This is a genomic window from Wenyingzhuangia sp. IMCC45574 (genome assembly GCF_054182685.1).
This window is the reverse complement of sequence record NZ_CM135169.1, coordinates 3,674,365-3,691,811: the sequence shown is the minus strand read 5'-3', so window position 1 is coordinate 3,691,811 and position 17,447 is coordinate 3,674,365. Positions and strand designations below refer to the sequence as shown.

10 protein-coding genes are annotated in these 17,447 nt (G+C 34.3%); all 10 read right to left on the bottom strand.

The genetic code is table 11. The annotated features are described in order from the left end of the window. Positions 1–372: 372 nt before the first annotated feature. Positions 373–1,788: a sialate O-acetylesterase gene (locus ACXHHC_RS15805; protein WP_458227338.1), complete on the bottom strand. Its 1,416-nt coding sequence runs from the start codon at positions 1,786–1,788 to the stop codon at positions 373–375. Between the two features lie 216 nt (positions 1,789–2,004). Then, positions 2,005–3,531 carry a sulfatase family protein gene (locus tag ACXHHC_RS15800; protein WP_458227337.1) on the bottom strand — a complete coding sequence of 509 codons (1,527 nt, stop codon included), beginning with the start codon at positions 3,529–3,531 and terminating at the stop codon, positions 2,005–2,007. A gap of 103 nt (positions 3,532–3,634) precedes the next feature. Next, the gene (locus ACXHHC_RS15795) at positions 3,635–5,098 is read right to left on the bottom strand and encodes a twin-arginine translocation signal domain-containing protein (protein ID WP_458227336.1); all 1,464 of its coding nucleotides are present in this window, start codon (positions 5,096–5,098) and stop codon (positions 3,635–3,637) included. Between the two features lie 3 nt (positions 5,099–5,101). Next, on the bottom strand, positions 5,102–6,496 hold the full coding sequence (locus ACXHHC_RS15790) for an arylsulfatase (protein WP_458227335.1): 1,395 nt from the start codon (positions 6,494–6,496) through the stop codon (positions 5,102–5,104). A 10-nt stretch (positions 6,497–6,506) separates the two neighbouring features. Next, positions 6,507–9,140 (bottom strand): sugar-binding domain-containing protein, encoded by a 2,634-nt coding sequence (locus tag ACXHHC_RS15785; protein ID WP_458227334.1) that lies wholly within the window; start codon positions 9,138–9,140, stop codon positions 6,507–6,509. A gap of 9 nt (positions 9,141–9,149) precedes the next feature. Then, entirely contained in the window at positions 9,150–10,565 is a 1,416-nt protein-coding gene (locus tag ACXHHC_RS15780; protein ID WP_458227333.1) for a sulfatase, read from the bottom strand. Between the two features lie 14 nt (positions 10,566–10,579). Further along, positions 10,580–12,076, bottom strand: coding sequence for a sulfatase (locus ACXHHC_RS15775; protein ID WP_458227332.1), 1,497 nt, complete (start codon positions 12,074–12,076; stop codon positions 10,580–10,582). Positions 12,077–12,081: 5 nt separating this feature from the next. Then, entirely contained in the window at positions 12,082–12,969 is an 888-nt protein-coding gene (locus tag ACXHHC_RS15770; RefSeq protein ID WP_458227331.1) for a sialate O-acetylesterase, read from the bottom strand. Between the two features lie 213 nt (positions 12,970–13,182). Continuing rightward, positions 13,183–15,465 carry a beta-galactosidase gene (locus tag ACXHHC_RS15765; RefSeq protein WP_458227330.1) on the bottom strand — a complete coding sequence of 761 codons (2,283 nt, stop codon included), beginning with the start codon at positions 15,463–15,465 and terminating at the stop codon, positions 13,183–13,185. Positions 15,466–15,621: 156 nt separating this feature from the next. Further along, positions 15,622–17,445: an alpha-1,3-galactosidase-related protein gene (locus tag ACXHHC_RS15760; protein WP_458227329.1), complete on the bottom strand. Its 1,824-nt coding sequence runs from the start codon at positions 17,443–17,445 to the stop codon at positions 15,622–15,624. Positions 17,446–17,447: the final 2 nt, after the last annotated feature.

Here is a 17,447-nt window from a genome sequence, read left to right as displayed (position 1 = left end):
TTCCCTATGTAACTCTAAATAAGCAAAGAAGTATTTATTTTTCTATTTTGATTAAAAAAACCAAACAATACCAGCAAGTAACTTTCTACTATCTCTATTTTACAAATACGACTATTATATATACCTGCTATTACTGTACAGTAAATGTCGTGTGATTATTGCATTGTTTTTTAACACTGCAAAACATAAATGTTACAGAAAACAATAGTTGTCTATTTTATTTAAAATGAAATAGAACAAACTCTTAGCTACATAGCGACCTACACAAAACAAAAAAGCACAGAAATCAATTTAAAACAATAGATTCTCTGTGCTTTCACTCAAAAAATTACAATTCATCTATCTACTGTAGCAGATACATTTTCTTTAACCTTATTCCGTAGAGAATCCAGAAGCTGGTAAACCTGCTGTGTTGTACAAACTCCCTTCCATATACCCTCCTTTTAATCCATACCTCACCTTTAATGGTTTTACTACCTTATTACTCCATACCATTAATTTTCCTTGTTTGGTAACTTTGGCTTCTGCTTGGTAGTACTTATTGTCTTCTCCGGCAATTTCTATGTCTTTAAAACCTTTCCCCATAGAGGTAATTCCACCCGGAGCATAATCAAAAGTTAGAATAATTTTACCTCCTTCTATTTTTTTAGATTTATAAATAGGGCCACAATATTCAACCCCTGTAAAACCATAATTATTTCCCAAAGCCCAGTAAGCCAATCTCTCTCCAACTTCTTTTTTCTTAGGAGGATGTATACAATCTACGCTACCAATATCGTTGGTAACTACCATTCCTGTATTCTTTACCGATAAGAATGTTTTTAACTGTGCTTGCTGTAAAGCCACCCAGTCTTTTTTAGCCCAGCCTAAAGAAGCTAACTGCACAAAATAAAAAGGAAAATCACCCAAGCCCCATTCTACTCTCCAACTTTGTATCATTGCAGGAAATAAGGTTTCATATTCCTTTGCATGCTTTTTATTAGATTCTCCTTGGTACCAAATTGCTCCTTTAATTGTATAAGGTATTAAAGGTTTAATCATCGCGTTGAACAACACACTTGGTGTTTTTCTATTAATATCTTTAGTATTCTTATAAGCACTTAAAACTCTCGATAAATTTTCATCTTTTAGTGTTTTCATAGGAGTCCAAGCTTCTGCAGGAGTGGCTCCAAAACTACTGTTGATTAGACCTACAGGAATACCTAACTGCTCCTGTAACATCCTTCCAAAAAAGTAAGTGGTCGCACTAAAATCAGCCGTTGTTTGTGGAGAAGAAACCTTCCATTCTCCCTCACAAACTCCCTGCTCTTTAAAATCCATAGCTTTTGCGACTTTAAAAACACGTAGATTTTTGTTGTTAGATGTAGCAATGGCATGATTACTCTCATAAATGGGTTGCCCAGGGTTTCCTTTTAAACTAATCTCCATGTTAGATTGTCCTGAACACAACCAAACTTCACCTAACAAAACATCATTAACAACCACTTCAGAAGTCCCTTTTACTTTAATTTGATAGGGAGTATAACTCGCTTTTAGGGTCTTTATTTTTGCAAACCAACTACCATTCTTATCAGTCCTTACTACCGAACCTTCTCCCCAATCGGTTTTAATTACCACCTTTGTATTAGGTACATCTGTTCCCCAAACTGAAACAGCTGTATTTTGCTGTAACACCATATGGTCTTTAAACAAAGAGCTTAATTGAGTTTGAGCATTTGCCGAAAAAGTGATCATCAGCATCAATACTAATAAACTGTACTTGCCTGTATTTTGAATTTTATTTCTCATTTATTCATTCGGTTTTTATTGATATTAATAAGACAATCCATAGCCTTGTTTGTTTAAGTCTGTTTGTCTTTGCTGGTCTATTATATGTCTGATAGCATTATTTAAAAATCTTACTAAAGAAAAAAGCACAGAAAATCCACTATTAAAATGAATACACTGTGCTTTTTAAACTCGAAAAATTACAATTTATCTACCTATTGTAGCAGATGTACTTATTTAGTCTTTCTTTGGAAAACCTAAACTTTTACCGTTCACGTAATCAAACTGTTTTCCGTAATATTTGTATTTGTCAAAAATTGATCCTTTCCCTAAAGTTCTTGGGTCTCCCTGTGCAATTAACTCTTTCTCCATTTGAGCACGTAATTCTTTACAAACCTTTCTATACGTTGGGTGATTTGCCAAATTCACCATACAATGTGGATCCTTCTTGATATCGTACAACTCCTCTTCTGGTCTTTTGGCAAAACTCATTTCGTAAAAACGATAGTCTTTATCATAAGGATCAATATTTATCAAGAATGATTTTGTTGGCGAACCATCACAATTTCTAAAATCATACTCTGGATTTCCTACAGGCCAACGCTCTGGCTGAATGTTATGCGCATACAAATATTGATGTGTTCTAATAGCTCTTACTGGATAGGATAAATCTGTACCATCTTCATTAGAACGTCCAATATCGTGTCTTTCTTTACCTAACAAGGTATGATCTCTGGTAGCATCTACTTGTCCAGATTTCTTAGAGAATAAAATATCTACAAAACTCTTTCCTGTCATTTGCTCGTGAGGCTCAAAACCAGCAATTTCCATAAATGTTGGAGCAATATCTGGAAAAGTCACAAAATCTTCTACCTTTCTTCCTTTTACTATTTTACCTTTCCAGTAAGCAATTAACGGAACATGAAAACCTTCTTCGTACAACTGTCCTTTTACTCTTGGAAACGGCATTCCATGATCAGAACTAATCACCACCAAGGTATTCTTTAAAAGCCCTCTTTTTTCTAAGGATTTAATCGCCTTTCCAACATGCGAATCAAACCACTCCACCTCAACAGCATAATCTAAAATGTCTCCTCTTACCGTTACGTTGTCTGGATAAAATGGAGGTACTTTAGCGTCTCCTAACTTCTTACCTTCTTTTTTCCATGAATCCAACTCGTAAAAACGATGTGGCTCTTTGGTTCCTAACCAAAAACAAAAAGGTTCTTTTTTCTTCTTTTCTGACAAGAAAGCTTCAAAATTAGCGGCATAATCTATGTTGCTAATCCCCTTATGAGGTGGCTTTAGCTTGTGCTTATTATAAACGGGTCCGGATGGATTGTGCTCTGTAGCATACCTTCCTGGTCCCCATCCTTTCCCTGTGTATCCTACTTTGTAACCCTTTTCCATTAAGAGGTGTGGATAGAACTTAAATTTTGCAGGAAACTTTGGGAAGTGATTTGTTGCCTCTTCTAACTGCCAGCTGTATTTACCTGTTACAATACAAGCTCTTGCTGGTGCACATTTTGGGTTACAGTTGTACGCATTATTAAAAGTCAATCCTTCCTTTGCCAACTTATCTATTGCGGGAGTATTTATAAACGTGTCTCCATAAGTTCCAAAACTTTTAGCCGATGCATCGTCTGCAATACAGAATAAAATATTTGGCCGTTTTCCTTTTTTAAATTGAGCTTGAGTTCCAATTCCCACAAGTATGGAAACAGTCACTAACAAGCTATTTTTTATTGAATGTTTAAAAAACATATGATTCTATTTTTTGGTTTTGTTTAAGATAAAAATTCCCCCTTTGGGTTTAAAAAAACAAAAGAGATATGTCAAAAAAATACTCTTGTACGGATATTTAATACTATTTCTTATTGTAAAAATCGGAGAATATCTGTTTGTTTCCCTTTTCGTACTCCCACAAATAATCTCCTGTTTTTTCTACACACTTTTTACTGTAGTGATGTGGTAAAACAGAAACCAATGGATATCCAACTTTTGTTTTATAACTTTCTAAATGCTCCAAAAACTTTTTCTCAGTAATTGCTCTAGTATCATTTCCTCCAATATGATCTAAATTAATCCCTCTTCCTGGAGCAGATTTATAACAAATTTCATAATGTGTTTTCACCCTCTTTTCCCATTCGTACTTATCATTTAACCAAACATCATTCGTTCTAACGACATCTGCATATTTGGCAAGAAAAATATCAGGTACATGAAACTCCATTTCTATATTCTTATCAATGTCTTTTGCCGCTCTGTACAAAGCTCTATGAATAGGTAACATGTCCGATTTTGTGTTGTAAGACATATCTATTTTAAACTTCATAACTCCCATTTTATAAAAGCGTTCAAGTACTTCATGGGCATAGCTATAAATATCAGACTGACCATTTAACCATTGAATATCGTCTTTTCTACCCGGTTTAGATCCTTGTTTAAAATTCCCTAATAATTCGGGATATTTTTGAGCAGCTAAACTATTTTTATGGATTTTAGGAAAACCAATCCACAACCCAGGAGTAAATCCTTTTTCGTTGATTAAATCCATTGTTTTTCTAAAATCTGGAAATTTCTTCGGATCAGGAACCCAAGAACCAAATCCTGAATTAATACTTCCATCTGGAAACCTACCCCAACCATGATCCAAGGTTAGTTTTCCTTTAGGGTATCCAAATTCTATAATCTTATCTAGATAATATTTTACAAAATCATGATTTAGCAAATGAAAATGCTCTTGTCTCTTTGTAGCTAACTTTTTTTGTTCAGACCAAGTACAATACTCTACATCTTCCCAAAATTTTGGAGTCTGCTTAAAAGGTGTAATAGCTAACCTTGTCATCATAATACTATTATACTCCTTCCATGCCTCATCTCCCTTAGCATTTTCATCTATAAAAACTTCTTGCCCCTCTGGAACACTTATCGTTAATGTTTCTTTTCCATCAAAACTAAAAGTAGAATCCTGAAAACCTAACGTGGTCATAAAACCTACAAAATTACCCAATGCATCCATAATAACTGGAGAACCAGACATTCCAGAAGCTGGTAATGTAAATGGATTGTGGGTAAAAGATTCTGAAAGGTAGTAATAAGCATTACCTCCTTTTTGCGCAGCTGTTCCTATACTATGATATGGACAAAACAAAGGAGCAGTTACCTTTACTTTAATCTGCTTTCCTTCTCCTTTAATTATGGTACCAGAATTAGCAAACAAAGGCTCTCCCTCTAAACTAGTTAAATTTGACATTGCATAACCAGAAGCACCTGCTAATGCCAAACTTCCTAACCCTGTCTTCTTTAAAAAATCTCTTCTAGTCCCCATCTCTTAGTTATTTAACTGATTAATGATTCCTTTCATTTTAGCTACCATACTTGGATTTTCAGCGGCAATGTTATGTTGCTCTCCTAAATCTTCAGACAAATTGTACAATTCAAATGGAGCTAAGCCTGCAGCCTTCTTTTTGGTTTTGTTGTAATAAATCGATACGCCCTTAAAATCTCCAATTCTAACAGCATGTTTTGTTGCTTTCCAATTGGTAAATTTCCAGTATAGATAATCTGCTGTCTTTTGATGTTTTGTATCTCCTAACAAAGTTGGTAAGAATGATACTCCGTCACATTGTTTAGGTACTGGTTGATGGATAACCTCTGCCGCAGTAGCCATTACATCCCAAAAAGCACTTGGTAAATTAGTAGTACTTCCTTTTTTTATTTTCCCTGGCCAATATGCCAACATTGGAGCTCTAATTCCTCCTTCGTATACATCTCTTTTCCCTCCTCTTAAATCTCCATTAGAATTCCAAAACTCAGGATCGTGTCCTCCTTCATGATGTGCCCCATTGTCACTAGAAAACAGAATCAATGTGTTTTTATCTATTTTATTTTTCTTTAATAATTTTAGGATATGGCCTATTTGACTGTCCAAATGCTGAACCATTGCAGGAAATGCAGCCACAGGATTTACGACATCTGGTGTAGGCTCAGGGTCTGCATAATATTTCCCTATAATTTCATCAAACTGAGGGAGTTTCTTTCTCCATTTATCATGGATTTCCTTTGGTGCATGCATAGCTGCATGTGGTATGGCTGTAGGAATGTAACAAAAGAAAGGTTGTTTCTTTTTAGCGTTGGTTTCTATAAAATTATACGCTTTATCCATAATAAGGTCGTGCACATAAGCTCCTTTTTCTACAGTTACTTCTTTTCCGTTATGTACCATTTTAGTAGGATAGTAGGTATGGGCTGTAACTTGAGTTTTCCAGCCATAAAACTCATCAAATCCCTGATTTAAAGGATTTCTATTGTCTTTAGAGGTCGTATCTCCCAAGCCCCACTTTCCATACACACCTGTTTTATACCCTGCATTTTTAAACAGTTCTGGTAAATTAGTCATTGCTGAATCCATACCAGGTTCTGCTTTAGAATTCCCTGTTATATATACATTTGCAGGACTTTGCCCCGTCATTAAAACAGCTCTAGAAGGACTACATACCGCATTTCCAGAATAATGATCTGTAAACTTCATTCCCTTTTTAGCTAGTTTGTCTATGTTAGGAGTCTTAAATTTAGTCTGCCCGTAACAGCTTAAATCTCCATACCCTAAATCATCTGCTAAAATGTATATTACATTTGGTTTCTCTTGCGCACTTATTTTTTGAGCAGAAGACATTGCTACTATCCCTAAACAAGCAACCAATATTCTTTTAATATTCTGTTTCATTTTCTATAAATTAATTTCCACTAGGATTACTTCTTAACTCCATTAATTCTTGATCTTTACCAACAATCTGAAGTTTTAACATTTTTATTTCTTCTTGAAGTTGTTTGATATTAGCAGGTAATTTTGCTTCTTTTACTTGCTTAATAACAACCTTATCTTTACTCGCTTTTTTAGAACCAGCTAAATAGTTTGCATCAAACAACATTTTTAGTGTTACAGCTTTCGATTCAAAAATGATTTCATCAGATTCTAAGCCCTTAACAAAAGCCTTTACTTTTATAACACCCGGTTTGTTTGTTGCTCTAATTAATGCCGTTGCAATTCCAAAAGAAGTTTTTGCCGGATTTCCCATATTCTGAATTCCACCTATAACCTCTGCAGGTCCTTCTACCTGAAAATAAACATACTCTTCTGCCAATACTTTCTTAACTCCATTTCTATCTACTACTGTAGCTCTTACAGGTATATAATCCGATCCATCTGCCATTAAATGAAGTCCCTCATCTGCAATACTTAATTCTAACTTTTCAGATCGCATTGCATAAATTTTCTCATCCTTTACCACTTCCTTTCCGTCTACATAACCTGTTGCAATCATTTTTCTAATAGCTCCCTTTTTCCCTCCTTTTCTTTGACGTATTTCATCTAAAGAAAACACGTTTTTAAAAATAAACGGTGGATGTGGCAACCCTGCGTAGTCTGAATCTTTAGTAGGTTTTTGAGTTCCATAATCTTTCCCCATCCAGGTTAGTTTAATTTCATCACAATTGCTATAAATAACTACATCGCTGCCAGACAACTGAGTTAATTCGTTGGTGTTATAAATCATAGGGCCTGTTTTAATTCCCTTTAATTTATAGTTGGGCGAATTCTGACTTTGGTACAGATAGTAAGTATACCTAGGCAAACGAAGTACATTTAAATGTCCTCCCCAAAAAGGATCGGGATGATACCCTCTTTGATGATCTATACCTGCCCACATTGCTCCTCCAATTCTTACTTTATCCGTTTTAAATCTTTCAGATAAATGTTTTGCTTGTCTTAAAGATTGCTCTAACATGGCTTTCTCTCCCCACTCTCTTTTTACTCTTACTTTAGAATTATGAGAATACCAATCGTCTACTTCATTTCCATCTCCAAACTCTCTGTTAAATGAATTTATTTTTTTTGAGTTCCCGTGATAAAATACATCCAAACCACCTTTTTTAGCTTCCTCAAAATCTGTTACTGTAAACATTCCCGGAAAAGGATATTCCGAATGTGCAGCCTTATGCATATTTCTCATTGCATAATCGGGCTGAGATGGAGTTTCATTCAAAGCAGTTTCCCATAATAAAATAGAAGGTCTGTTTCTATCTTTTCTAACCAAGTTATGAGAATCTTCATACAACCTGTCTTCAAATATTTTTTGTTTGAAATTAAAAAAGTGCCACCCTGGGTTAGCGGTTGTTGTTAACATTCCTAATTCATCACATGCATCATAAAAAGCATCGTCTTGCGGATAATGACCAACTCTTATAATATGGCTTCCCCCTTCTCTTAACAACTTTACATCTCTGTAATGGCTTGAATTTGGCAAAGCATTTCCTACATAAGCATAATCTTGATGGCGATTTACTCCCACCAGTTTTTTCCCAACATATTCTCCATTGATAAACAAACCTTTAGGCCCTTTCATCTCAAACAAACGAATTCCAAAACGAGTTCGCATTTGATCTACCATTTTTCCATCCACCAAAATGGCTGTTCTAACGTAATGCAAATAAGGATCTTCTGGGTGCCATAAACGCACATTATTTACCTTAATTTCTTTTTCCAATTGTTTAGATTTCCCTGCACCTAACTGAATGGATTCCTGAGTAGATTTTATGACTTTAAAGTCCGAATCTTCTAAAATTGTTTTCACTATTATTTTCTGAGTCCTCTTAGAAGTATTTACAATTTCTGTTCTTACTCCAATTTTAGCACTCTTATCCTTAGCCGCTAGGGTACCTACAAACACCCCTCCTCCTGCTATGGTTTTACTAAGCTCTGGTAATGTTACATGAACTGGATTTGTTTCTATTAAATAAGCATCTCTATAAATTCCTCCTAAATAGCTAAAATCTAATCCTGCCTGTTGTTTTCCTGGAGGATATAATTTACTGTCGCTATTATCTGCCTGTACCGCAACTATATTTTTTCCTGGTTTTAGCACCTTGCTAATATCCGCAGCAAAAGGTAAATATCCTCCATAATGCTCTGCTACTTGTACTCCATTTACCCAAACTTTTGCAATTCCCATTACCCCTTCAAAATACAATACTACATTTGTGGCTTCAGATTGTTTTTTAAGCGTAAATTCTTTTCTATACCATGCTTTTCCTTGGTAATTTCTTCCCCCACTAGCATTCTCTGGTAAAATTTCTAAACCATGAGGCAAACTTGCCGACTCCCAATTAGAATCATCAAAACCCACTGTTTCTGCATTGGCAGTATCTCCTTTAAAAAATCGCCAACCAATATTAAAATTATATACTTTTCGTTGGCTATTTTCCACTTCATAAAAACCTGCTGTAGAAAATTTTTGTTGCGCATTTAAATACGCGTTATTAAAAACAACAATTAATAAAAAAAATAGTTTTGACACTGTACAATTCTTCATCTCTCGTTATTATTTAACTAAGCTTTTTAATTCTTTTCTAAACTCTTTTAACACTTTTTTACTTTCAGATTTTCCTGAAATATTATTCCACTCCATTGGATCTTTTCTATGATCGTATAACTCCTCAAAACCATCGGAATACACAATATATCTATAGTTTTCATTTCTTAATGTGTAATTCCCCTTTCCTTTGGTTGTTAATGCAGAATGCTTCCATTCCCCTTTTGGGTTTGCTACTAAATGAGCAAAGCTATTTCCATCTAAATCTTTTTTCTTTGGCAATCCACACATTTCTATCAATGTTGGATATACGTCTATTAAAGAAACGGTTTTGGTACTAGCCCCTTTTCCTCCTTTAAAAGGATTGTAAACAATTAAAGGAGTTTTTGTTGCCTCTTCCCACAGCGTTTGCTTAGACCAATGCTCCTTTTCTCCCAAATGCCAACCATGATCTCCCATTAACACAATAATGGTATTATCTCTGTATTCACTATTTTTTAAATTATCCAATACATGTCCTACACATACATCTGCATATGCCAAACAAGCTAAATAAGCCTTAACAAATGCTTTCCACTGATGATTTCTTTTTACTTCGTTATGTAATTTCCCATTTCCTACCCAATTTTTTCCTATTCTTCCAGCATCACCCAAATCATTCGCAAGTACTTTTGGTAGCTGTATCTTATCCTCATCAAACATGTCAAAGTACTTCTGCGGAGCATACAAAGGCAAATGAGGTCTAAAAATACCACAAGCTAAAAAGAAAGGTTTTTCGTGTTTCTTATTTAAAAAGTTAGCAGCATAATCTGCAGATTTCCAATCGTGAGTTTTTTCATCCTTAATGTTCACACCCAGCCAATCAAAAGATCTTGTTTTACTTCCTTTTACGCCTGCTCTTTTAAAATCTAATCCATGTTGATGTCTTTGTTCCTTAGGCGGAAACTGACAACCTAAACCTCCTTTGTGTTCTTCTTGAAAAGAACCAGGATCGCTCCCCTCTTTAGGCTTTGCACCCGTTCCTCTAGGGCTATGGAAAATTTTCCCTGCTGCTGCTGTTTTATAACCATTAGCCGCAAAATATTGAGGCAAAGTAACGGTGTTTTCAAATCCTTTCATTTTTCTAAACACTTCTACATTTCCGTAAACACCCGTTTTAAAAGGTTGATAACCGGTTAACATACTTGTTCTAGACGGATTACACAAGGCAGCAGAACAGTAGGCTTGTTTAAAAATAGTACTCTTTTTAGCCAAGGCATCCATATTAGGTGTGATTGCTTGCGGGTGCCCCCCAAAAGCTCCTACCCAATCGTTCATATCGTCTACCATAATTAATAATACGTTGGGTTTTTGTTCGGTATGCTGTGAGTTTGCATTAATAACAAACAACATTAATAGAAAAATTATACGATTAACTCTATTCATAATTATTTCAGATTTTAATATGCTAAAGATGAATTTGGTGGCAACGGAACTTTATTCGCTTTTCGCCAAGACACCAACTCATTTAGCAATGCTTTCGCTTTCTTAGTTTCAACCTCAGCTATGTTTTTAGACTCCTTAGGATCTTTCTCTAAGTTGTATAACTCTAATTCCCCATCTTCTAAATACTGAAGCAATTTGTAATTATCTTTTCTAATTACAGAACACGTTTTTTGTTTCTTGTTCTGACTTGCTAAATGCCAAAACAATGGTCTCTTCTTTAAACTCTTTGTATCTTTTTTAAATAAAGGCACTAAAGAGTTACCATCTAAAACATCATTATAATCTGTAATATTTGCCATCTCTAAAAACGTTGGAAAAAAGTCTAACAAACTAACTGCTACATCGGTTCTTCTTTCTTTTATTTTTCCTGGCCAATTAATTAACAAAGGAACACGAATTCCTCCTTCGTAAATTTGTCTCTTTCGTCCTCTTAACAAAGCATTCTCTCCTACATTATACCCATTGTCCGACGTTAGAATAATAACCGTATTCTCTCTTAATCCTTCTTTGTCTAAATAATCTATAATTCTTTGAATATTTGTATCCATGTTTTCTACCATGGTAGCATAACCTGCTTCATACTCCTGTTTTTTACCAGTCTGCATTCCCTGCCCTAAGTGCTTGTCTCCTTTTTTATTCAGGTATTTTTTAAGCAACTTTTCACTTCTAGCCTTTACAGGTTTGTGTACTGTGTAAAAATTTAAATTCACAAAAAAAGGTTCGTTCTTATGTTCTCCCATAAAACGAATTGCCTCATCTGTTAACCTATCTGTTAACCACTCATCCGATGGTTTATGAACAATAAATGGGTTACTAAACGGAGCTCTATACCCTCCTCTGTAACTTTTATACCCTCCTGTTTCATAAGCAGGGTCTCCTTTATAAGAACCTCCTACATTTTCTATAAATCCTCTTCCTTGAGGGTAATATTGTAAAACTTCTTTGGTTTTATGTTCTGTTAACCATGAATAATCTCCTGGTGCTGGTTGTGTTAATTTTTGTTTAAAAGGGTATGGTTGGCTTAACTCTTTTCCTGGATACGGTCCAACAATATGGTATTTTCCTAAATGAATGGCTTTGTACCCATGTCTAGCTAAAGGTTGGGCATAAATCTCATGCTCCTTGGTTACCGTCCATCTAGAGAATATATTTTGCTGTTGATCTCCATGTTCTAAAACAGGAACATTGTAAACACCAGTTCTAAAAGATTGTTTTCCTGTAAAAATAGCCGTTCTAGATGGTGAACAGGTAGGATACATATAAGCATTCTCTACCACCAAACTGTTCTTTGCTAATTTGTCTAAATTGGGTGTTTCGTAAAATTTAGATCCATTAAAACCTACATCTCCATATCCTAAATCGTCTACTAAAACAAAAATAACATTTGGCTTTTGTTGAGCAAATCCTTTAGTCCCTATTACAATAGATAAGAGTAATAATATATATTTCATTTTCTTTATTTAATCAATTTATACAAAGCTTCTCCAAAAGCTGTTCCCAATCTTTTTTGTCCTTCTACATTGTAATGTGTGTTGTCCGAATGTTTTGGAAAATCTAACCACGTTTTGTCCATAGCCGTTTTTACAAGTACTACTTTATTATCAGCAGCCGCTACATTCTCCATGGCTTTTCTTACAATAGAAGGTCCTTCTTTAAATTTTCTTGGTAAAACATTTACCTGTCCAACTACAAAAGGTAAGTCTTTACTTTTAAACTCTTTTCTATATGCAGCTATTAACTCTTTTAAATTTGCTTCGTATGCATTTGCTTTCAGTTCACTATTAGTATCTGCTTCTCCTTGCATCCACAACATCCCAACAATTTTGTATGGAATTCCTTTAGCCTCTAATGCAGCCAAGTTGCTTTTTATATTTTTTAAGTGACTTTTATACAACTGCATTTTTTGCCTTTGTTCACCTCTTTCTGCCACCATTGCTTTTTCTTTGGTCCAATTAGGACTCCATGCTCCGTACAAAGAAGTTCCTCCGACCGCTGTTTTTATCAATAAAAAATCTTCTTCTGGATATTTTTCTGACAGGACCACTCCACTAAATAACTCTGGCCCAAAATGCTTGCTAAAATTGTATTTTTTGCTCTTTCCACCATTATACCCAGTTAATGGTACAGGTTCTTTCTTTTTTGGATCTCTGGTGGCCAACAATACTTTTTCTGATGCTTTCTGCACTCTTAACAAAGAGGCTGTATCTAAGGCATTGTAATTACCATGCCCCGCCATGTTAGATTGCCCTCCTAATAAAACCACTTGAACTTCTTTCTTTTGAGCAAAACAAAATGCCGAAAACAAAAAAGAAGAAATCATCAGCAATAACTTCCTGTAAAACATACTATTCATTTTTAAACTTTTATCAAAGTTCAAGTAAGCGTTTTTATACGTTTTCCCTGTATCTTTAAATTTAATTTTTGTTGCTGTAGGTATATTACCAAAACACCTTTACGTATCCAACTAAAAAACAACACATTAAACCCCTATAATAAAATAGCCAACAAAACAATATTTCAGTTTTGTTGGCTAGCGTAAGATAAATTACGTTTTATTTTATTTTGTAGTAACTTCTACAAAATATACTTCTCTTGGTTTTAATACTGGAGCATTGCTAACTTCAACCCCATTAATTAAGTCTTTACACACTACCTTTTTGTTATCAATAGAGCCTATTTTTAAATTCGCTTGGCTTTTACCAATATTCACAATAGACAAAATATAGCTTCCATTTTTCTTCTGATACACTTTCCAAGCACACCCTTTTGTCCCTATAGAATTCTGTTCACTTACCACAATTTCTGACAATGATCCTCTTTGTTCCAATAGTTCCATTGCCTTGTGCTCCATCTCTTCTGTACTAGCAACTCTTACTATTGTACCACTTCCTGCTTTTAATGATTTAGCCAACGGTTGACCATATTCATTCTTCTTAAAGCTTGCTTTATCTATAACTACTGTACCTCCATTATTTAAATACCCTTGTACGGCATTAAATTCATCTTGGGTTACAAACTGTGTTTTCTGAATCAATACAACATCCCAATTTTTAATATCTTGTTTGTTTAAAATATCCTTAGTTACAAAACCTAAAGGAGTTCCGTTAAAATGTAGACCTTCGTACAACTCAAAAACATCGTCCATATGTTTCTTTTTGTTAATAGCAGATGTTTTAGAATAGAACAAGCGTAAAGGCTTTCTTAAACGTTGTAAGCTCATTATTTCCTCTCCATAACTATTCAAATCAATTAAAGTCATAGCTACTTCATTCGTAATTCTTGGCTGCATATTATTAGAACCTGCGTACCCTTTGTCTTTTTGTGCTTTCTTAGAAACCGCTCCGGTTGCTGTTCTTGGCCAGTACCATATCTGACTTGCGGTCATTCCATAGGTATGTGCTAACCAAAAAGTAGCTCTTGCATACTCTGGTGTCATGTGTAAATCTCTAGACCTATTAGTAGATAAGTAATGTAACTCTGAATTAAAATTGATCTTATCAGGACTTACAGACTTCATAAAATCGTATCCCATACACAACTCTCTCCAATCAAAAGCGTAGTGCGCTTCCCACTCGTATGGCTTTTTTTGCCAAATTCTTTTATGCTCTGCTCCAGAATCATTCCCAATAATTCCACTCATAGCCGTTAATGCCTCCAAATCAATACCGTGTACTCTTGCATTTTCTGTCCACAGATTCGGCATAATTTTTAAATGTACTTTCCCCTCTGGATCGTATTTCTGAATTTCATTTTTCATAAAACGGTACCAATCTGTAACTCTATCCATATTAAAAGCAGCCCAATCGTACCATTTTGGAGTTCCTCTTAAACTAACATCTATAGGAACCTGAATTTCAACAGCATCAAAACTTTTAAAATCTGTTTTCCAAGCTTTGTTTAAATCATCAATACTTTTGTGCTTTTTAGACAACCATTTTTTAAACTTGTCTATACCATACTTAGACACTCCTCCAGAAGCCCATGGTTTCTTCTTTTTGGTTTTATCTGCTTGTGTGTAAAAATGAGGTTCATTACACAACATATACCCTAACTCAGAAAACTTTTGTCCACCTGTTCTTGGCACCACAGATTTTATCAAAGACTTTTGAATTTCCCTTGCTCCTGGATTGTCAATATCATAAGCCGTGTAAGTATCTTCACGCATTTTAAAATTAGGTCCATATTTTTCCTGTGCCCATTTAGGACTTCCTTTATGGTTAAAAAATATAAAACCTAAAGAACCCGTTCCTTTCGCATCCAACTCTTTGTCTTTTCTTGGCTGAAAATCTCCATTTTCATTAATAACATATGTAGGTGTTAAGAAAAAACCATCCTGATTTCCATGATACTCTGTATACTTTTTAATTTTAGGTTTCCAAGTATAATCTGCTAAGAAAACAGGTTTGTTGTTATAAGTAATTTGATCTCCATCTACCTTTGCCTTTTTCCAATCTACATGTGGACTAGGAGCTCTAAATCTCTTCTTTTTTATCAAAAGTTGAATATTTTCTGTTGCGGTATCCAACATTTTAATCACATCATTTCTTTCAAAACTTGGCAAATCTTTGGCATATTTTGCAGCTTCTTTTTTATAAGAAGCCACCAATTTAAAAGCACTGGTATTAAATGCTACATTCTTTTCATCCCAATTGGCAAACTCTAAAAAGATCTCTGCAGTTCTAATAGTTGTCTTTTCTTTTAAGACATTAATTCCTTTTTTCTCTGCTTTTTTAACGAGCTTTTCTAAAGCCTTAATTTTAGCTTGAGCTTCTTTTTCTAAATCCTGTGCATAAAACTGGACTGAAAAAAAACAAGCCATTAAGAAGATTATTTTTTTCATTTTATTTGAGTTATTATTAATATAGTAACTACAAAGCTACTTTCAAAAAACATATTTTAACAAACTGAAATTCAAACAATAAACCAAAAAACACTTATTATAAACTAAAAAGCACAACTTTAGTAAGTTGTGCTTTTAGTAGAGTCTATATATAGTTTATTTCTTAGTATATTTAAAACCTTTATTACGTTTTACTTTAATACTTTTTTTAGTTTTCTCATCCACATTAAAATAATTTGTAACCGTTCCTTCGTACTTATTTTTTGTAACCTCCACATTTATACAGTTTCTCAACTCAAACAAAGGAGCATCTGGATATTGTGGTTTTTCTACCGTAGTTTGTTTAATAGAATTTCCTCTAATAATTAATCCATCTACTCTATCTGCCCAAATAATACAGTTGTCAAAAGTTTCAATTGTATTGTTTTCAAAAACAATATTTCTATCGTAAGCTGCTCTCTGGTTGAATGCTTTCCCCAGTCTTGGAGATACTTTTAAAACTGCATGCCCCGGAGCTCCTCCATAAGCAACATGCTTAAAACGATTGTTTCTAATCACTACATCTTCTACATTTCCAGACTCAAACCAGAAAAAAGTCTCTCCTCTTAACATTACTGACGACATCATAGAAGACAAATCATTATTCTCTATAATTATTTTCTTAGGCGTTTTAATAATTATATTTCTTGCTCTGTGATCTCTAATAGTACATCCTCTCATGGTAAACACAGGGTTCCATGTTTTATTTTCTACAATATCTCCCTCTTTTAAATCTGATGGTATTTCGCTTTCAAAAGTTAAATCTGTATATCTATCATTGATATAATCAACCTTAGCTACTTTGTTAATTTCTCCTCTTGATGGATTTGGAGTTTTAATGAACCAAACCTCATCTCCTTTACCTGCAAATTTAAATCCTGTTTGCTCAAAGTGCATTAATCGTACTCTAATCGTATTTTTATTGATAATTTTATTCACCTCCACATAAGTTCCATGTACATTGGTTCCATCGTCTAACATTCCTTCAAAACGACAGTTCTCTATCAAAACATCTCCTTTACAGTTTGCAAAGTGAGTTGCATCTGCTATGGTAGAAATTGCTCTATCCGAACCTTCTCTGATATAAATTCCAGAGTTTAAAATTTTAACTCCATCCACTCTTTCAAACAAAAAACCCATTCCTAAAGCATGGTGAATAATTACCTTATCAAAAACTACATTGTTACATTCTGTTACCTGAAATGCCGGTGCATATCTGTTTTGTTCATGTGGCCCTTTAGAATGAAAAACAGAACCTACACTAGGAAAGTGTTTAATATTCTGATCGTAGATTCTTAAAATCCCTCCTTTTTTTCTAACTACTTTGTTAGGTCTTAAAGACATATCAAAAGCTCCATACGCTACTTGTTTGGTATCTTTATCAAAAGCCAAAGTACTTCCCAAAGAAGCAAAATGAAAATGCTCTATGTTTGGAAACATGATTCTCCCTTTAGCCAACTTCCAAGAATATCCTTTGGTATAAGGCTTCATTTCAAACCATTTCTCTTTTTTGTTTACAGCAGTTACATCTCCTTGAAAACTAAAAGGAACATCCCAATCTATTCGAATTCCTTTAATAGAAATGTTATTACAATTATTAAACTGAAACGGTGCAACTTGTCCTCTAAAAATAAATTCAGAATCGTTCCCTTCAATCTCAACCGTGTTAAAATCTGAAAACAAAAAGATGATTTTCTTTAGACCATTTCCATGGTTGGTAATGTAACAAAACTTCTCTTGAGCATAGGTTGGTAAAAACTGATAAACTCCTTTAGAAAAAACCAATTTAATGTCTTTATCCTTCACATTTTCAATTGCTTTTCTTACCTGTGTAGTTACATCTTTCCCAGGTTTTATATGTACCACCTCTTTTGCATTTGCTTGTATGGCAAACACCAAACAAAAGGTAACTACTAACTTTTTTATGATATTGTTCTTCATGA

Bases quoted from the DNA above. Each gene is read 5' to 3' on its own strand.
- ACXHHC_RS15785 (WP_458227334.1), bottom strand. From the start codon at position 9,140: ATGAAGAATTGTACAGTGTCAAAACTATTTTTTTTATTAATTGTTGTT.
- ACXHHC_RS15765 (WP_458227330.1), bottom strand. From the start codon at position 15,465: ATGAAAAAAATAATCTTCTTAATGGCTTGTTTTTTTTCAGTCCAGTTT.
- ACXHHC_RS15775 (WP_458227332.1), bottom strand. From the start codon at position 12,076: ATGAAATATATATTATTACTCTTATCTATTGTAATAGGGACTAAAGGA.
- ACXHHC_RS15790 (WP_458227335.1), bottom strand. From the start codon at position 6,496: ATGAAACAGAATATTAAAAGAATATTGGTTGCTTGTTTAGGGATAGTA.
- ACXHHC_RS15770 (WP_458227331.1), bottom strand. From the start codon at position 12,969: ATGTTTTACAGGAAGTTATTGCTGATGATTTCTTCTTTTTTGTTTTCG.
- ACXHHC_RS15795 (WP_458227336.1), bottom strand. From the start codon at position 5,098: ATGGGGACTAGAAGAGATTTTTTAAAGAAGACAGGGTTAGGAAGTTTG.
- ACXHHC_RS15800 (WP_458227337.1), bottom strand. From the start codon at position 3,531: ATGTTTTTTAAACATTCAATAAAAAATAGCTTGTTAGTGACTGTTTCC.
- ACXHHC_RS15760 (WP_458227329.1), bottom strand. From the start codon at position 17,445: ATGAAGAACAATATCATAAAAAAGTTAGTAGTTACCTTTTGTTTGGTG.
- ACXHHC_RS15780 (WP_458227333.1), bottom strand. From the start codon at position 10,565: ATGAATAGAGTTAATCGTATAATTTTTCTATTAATGTTGTTTGTTATT.
- ACXHHC_RS15805 (WP_458227338.1), bottom strand. From the start codon at position 1,788: ATGAGAAATAAAATTCAAAATACAGGCAAGTACAGTTTATTAGTATTG.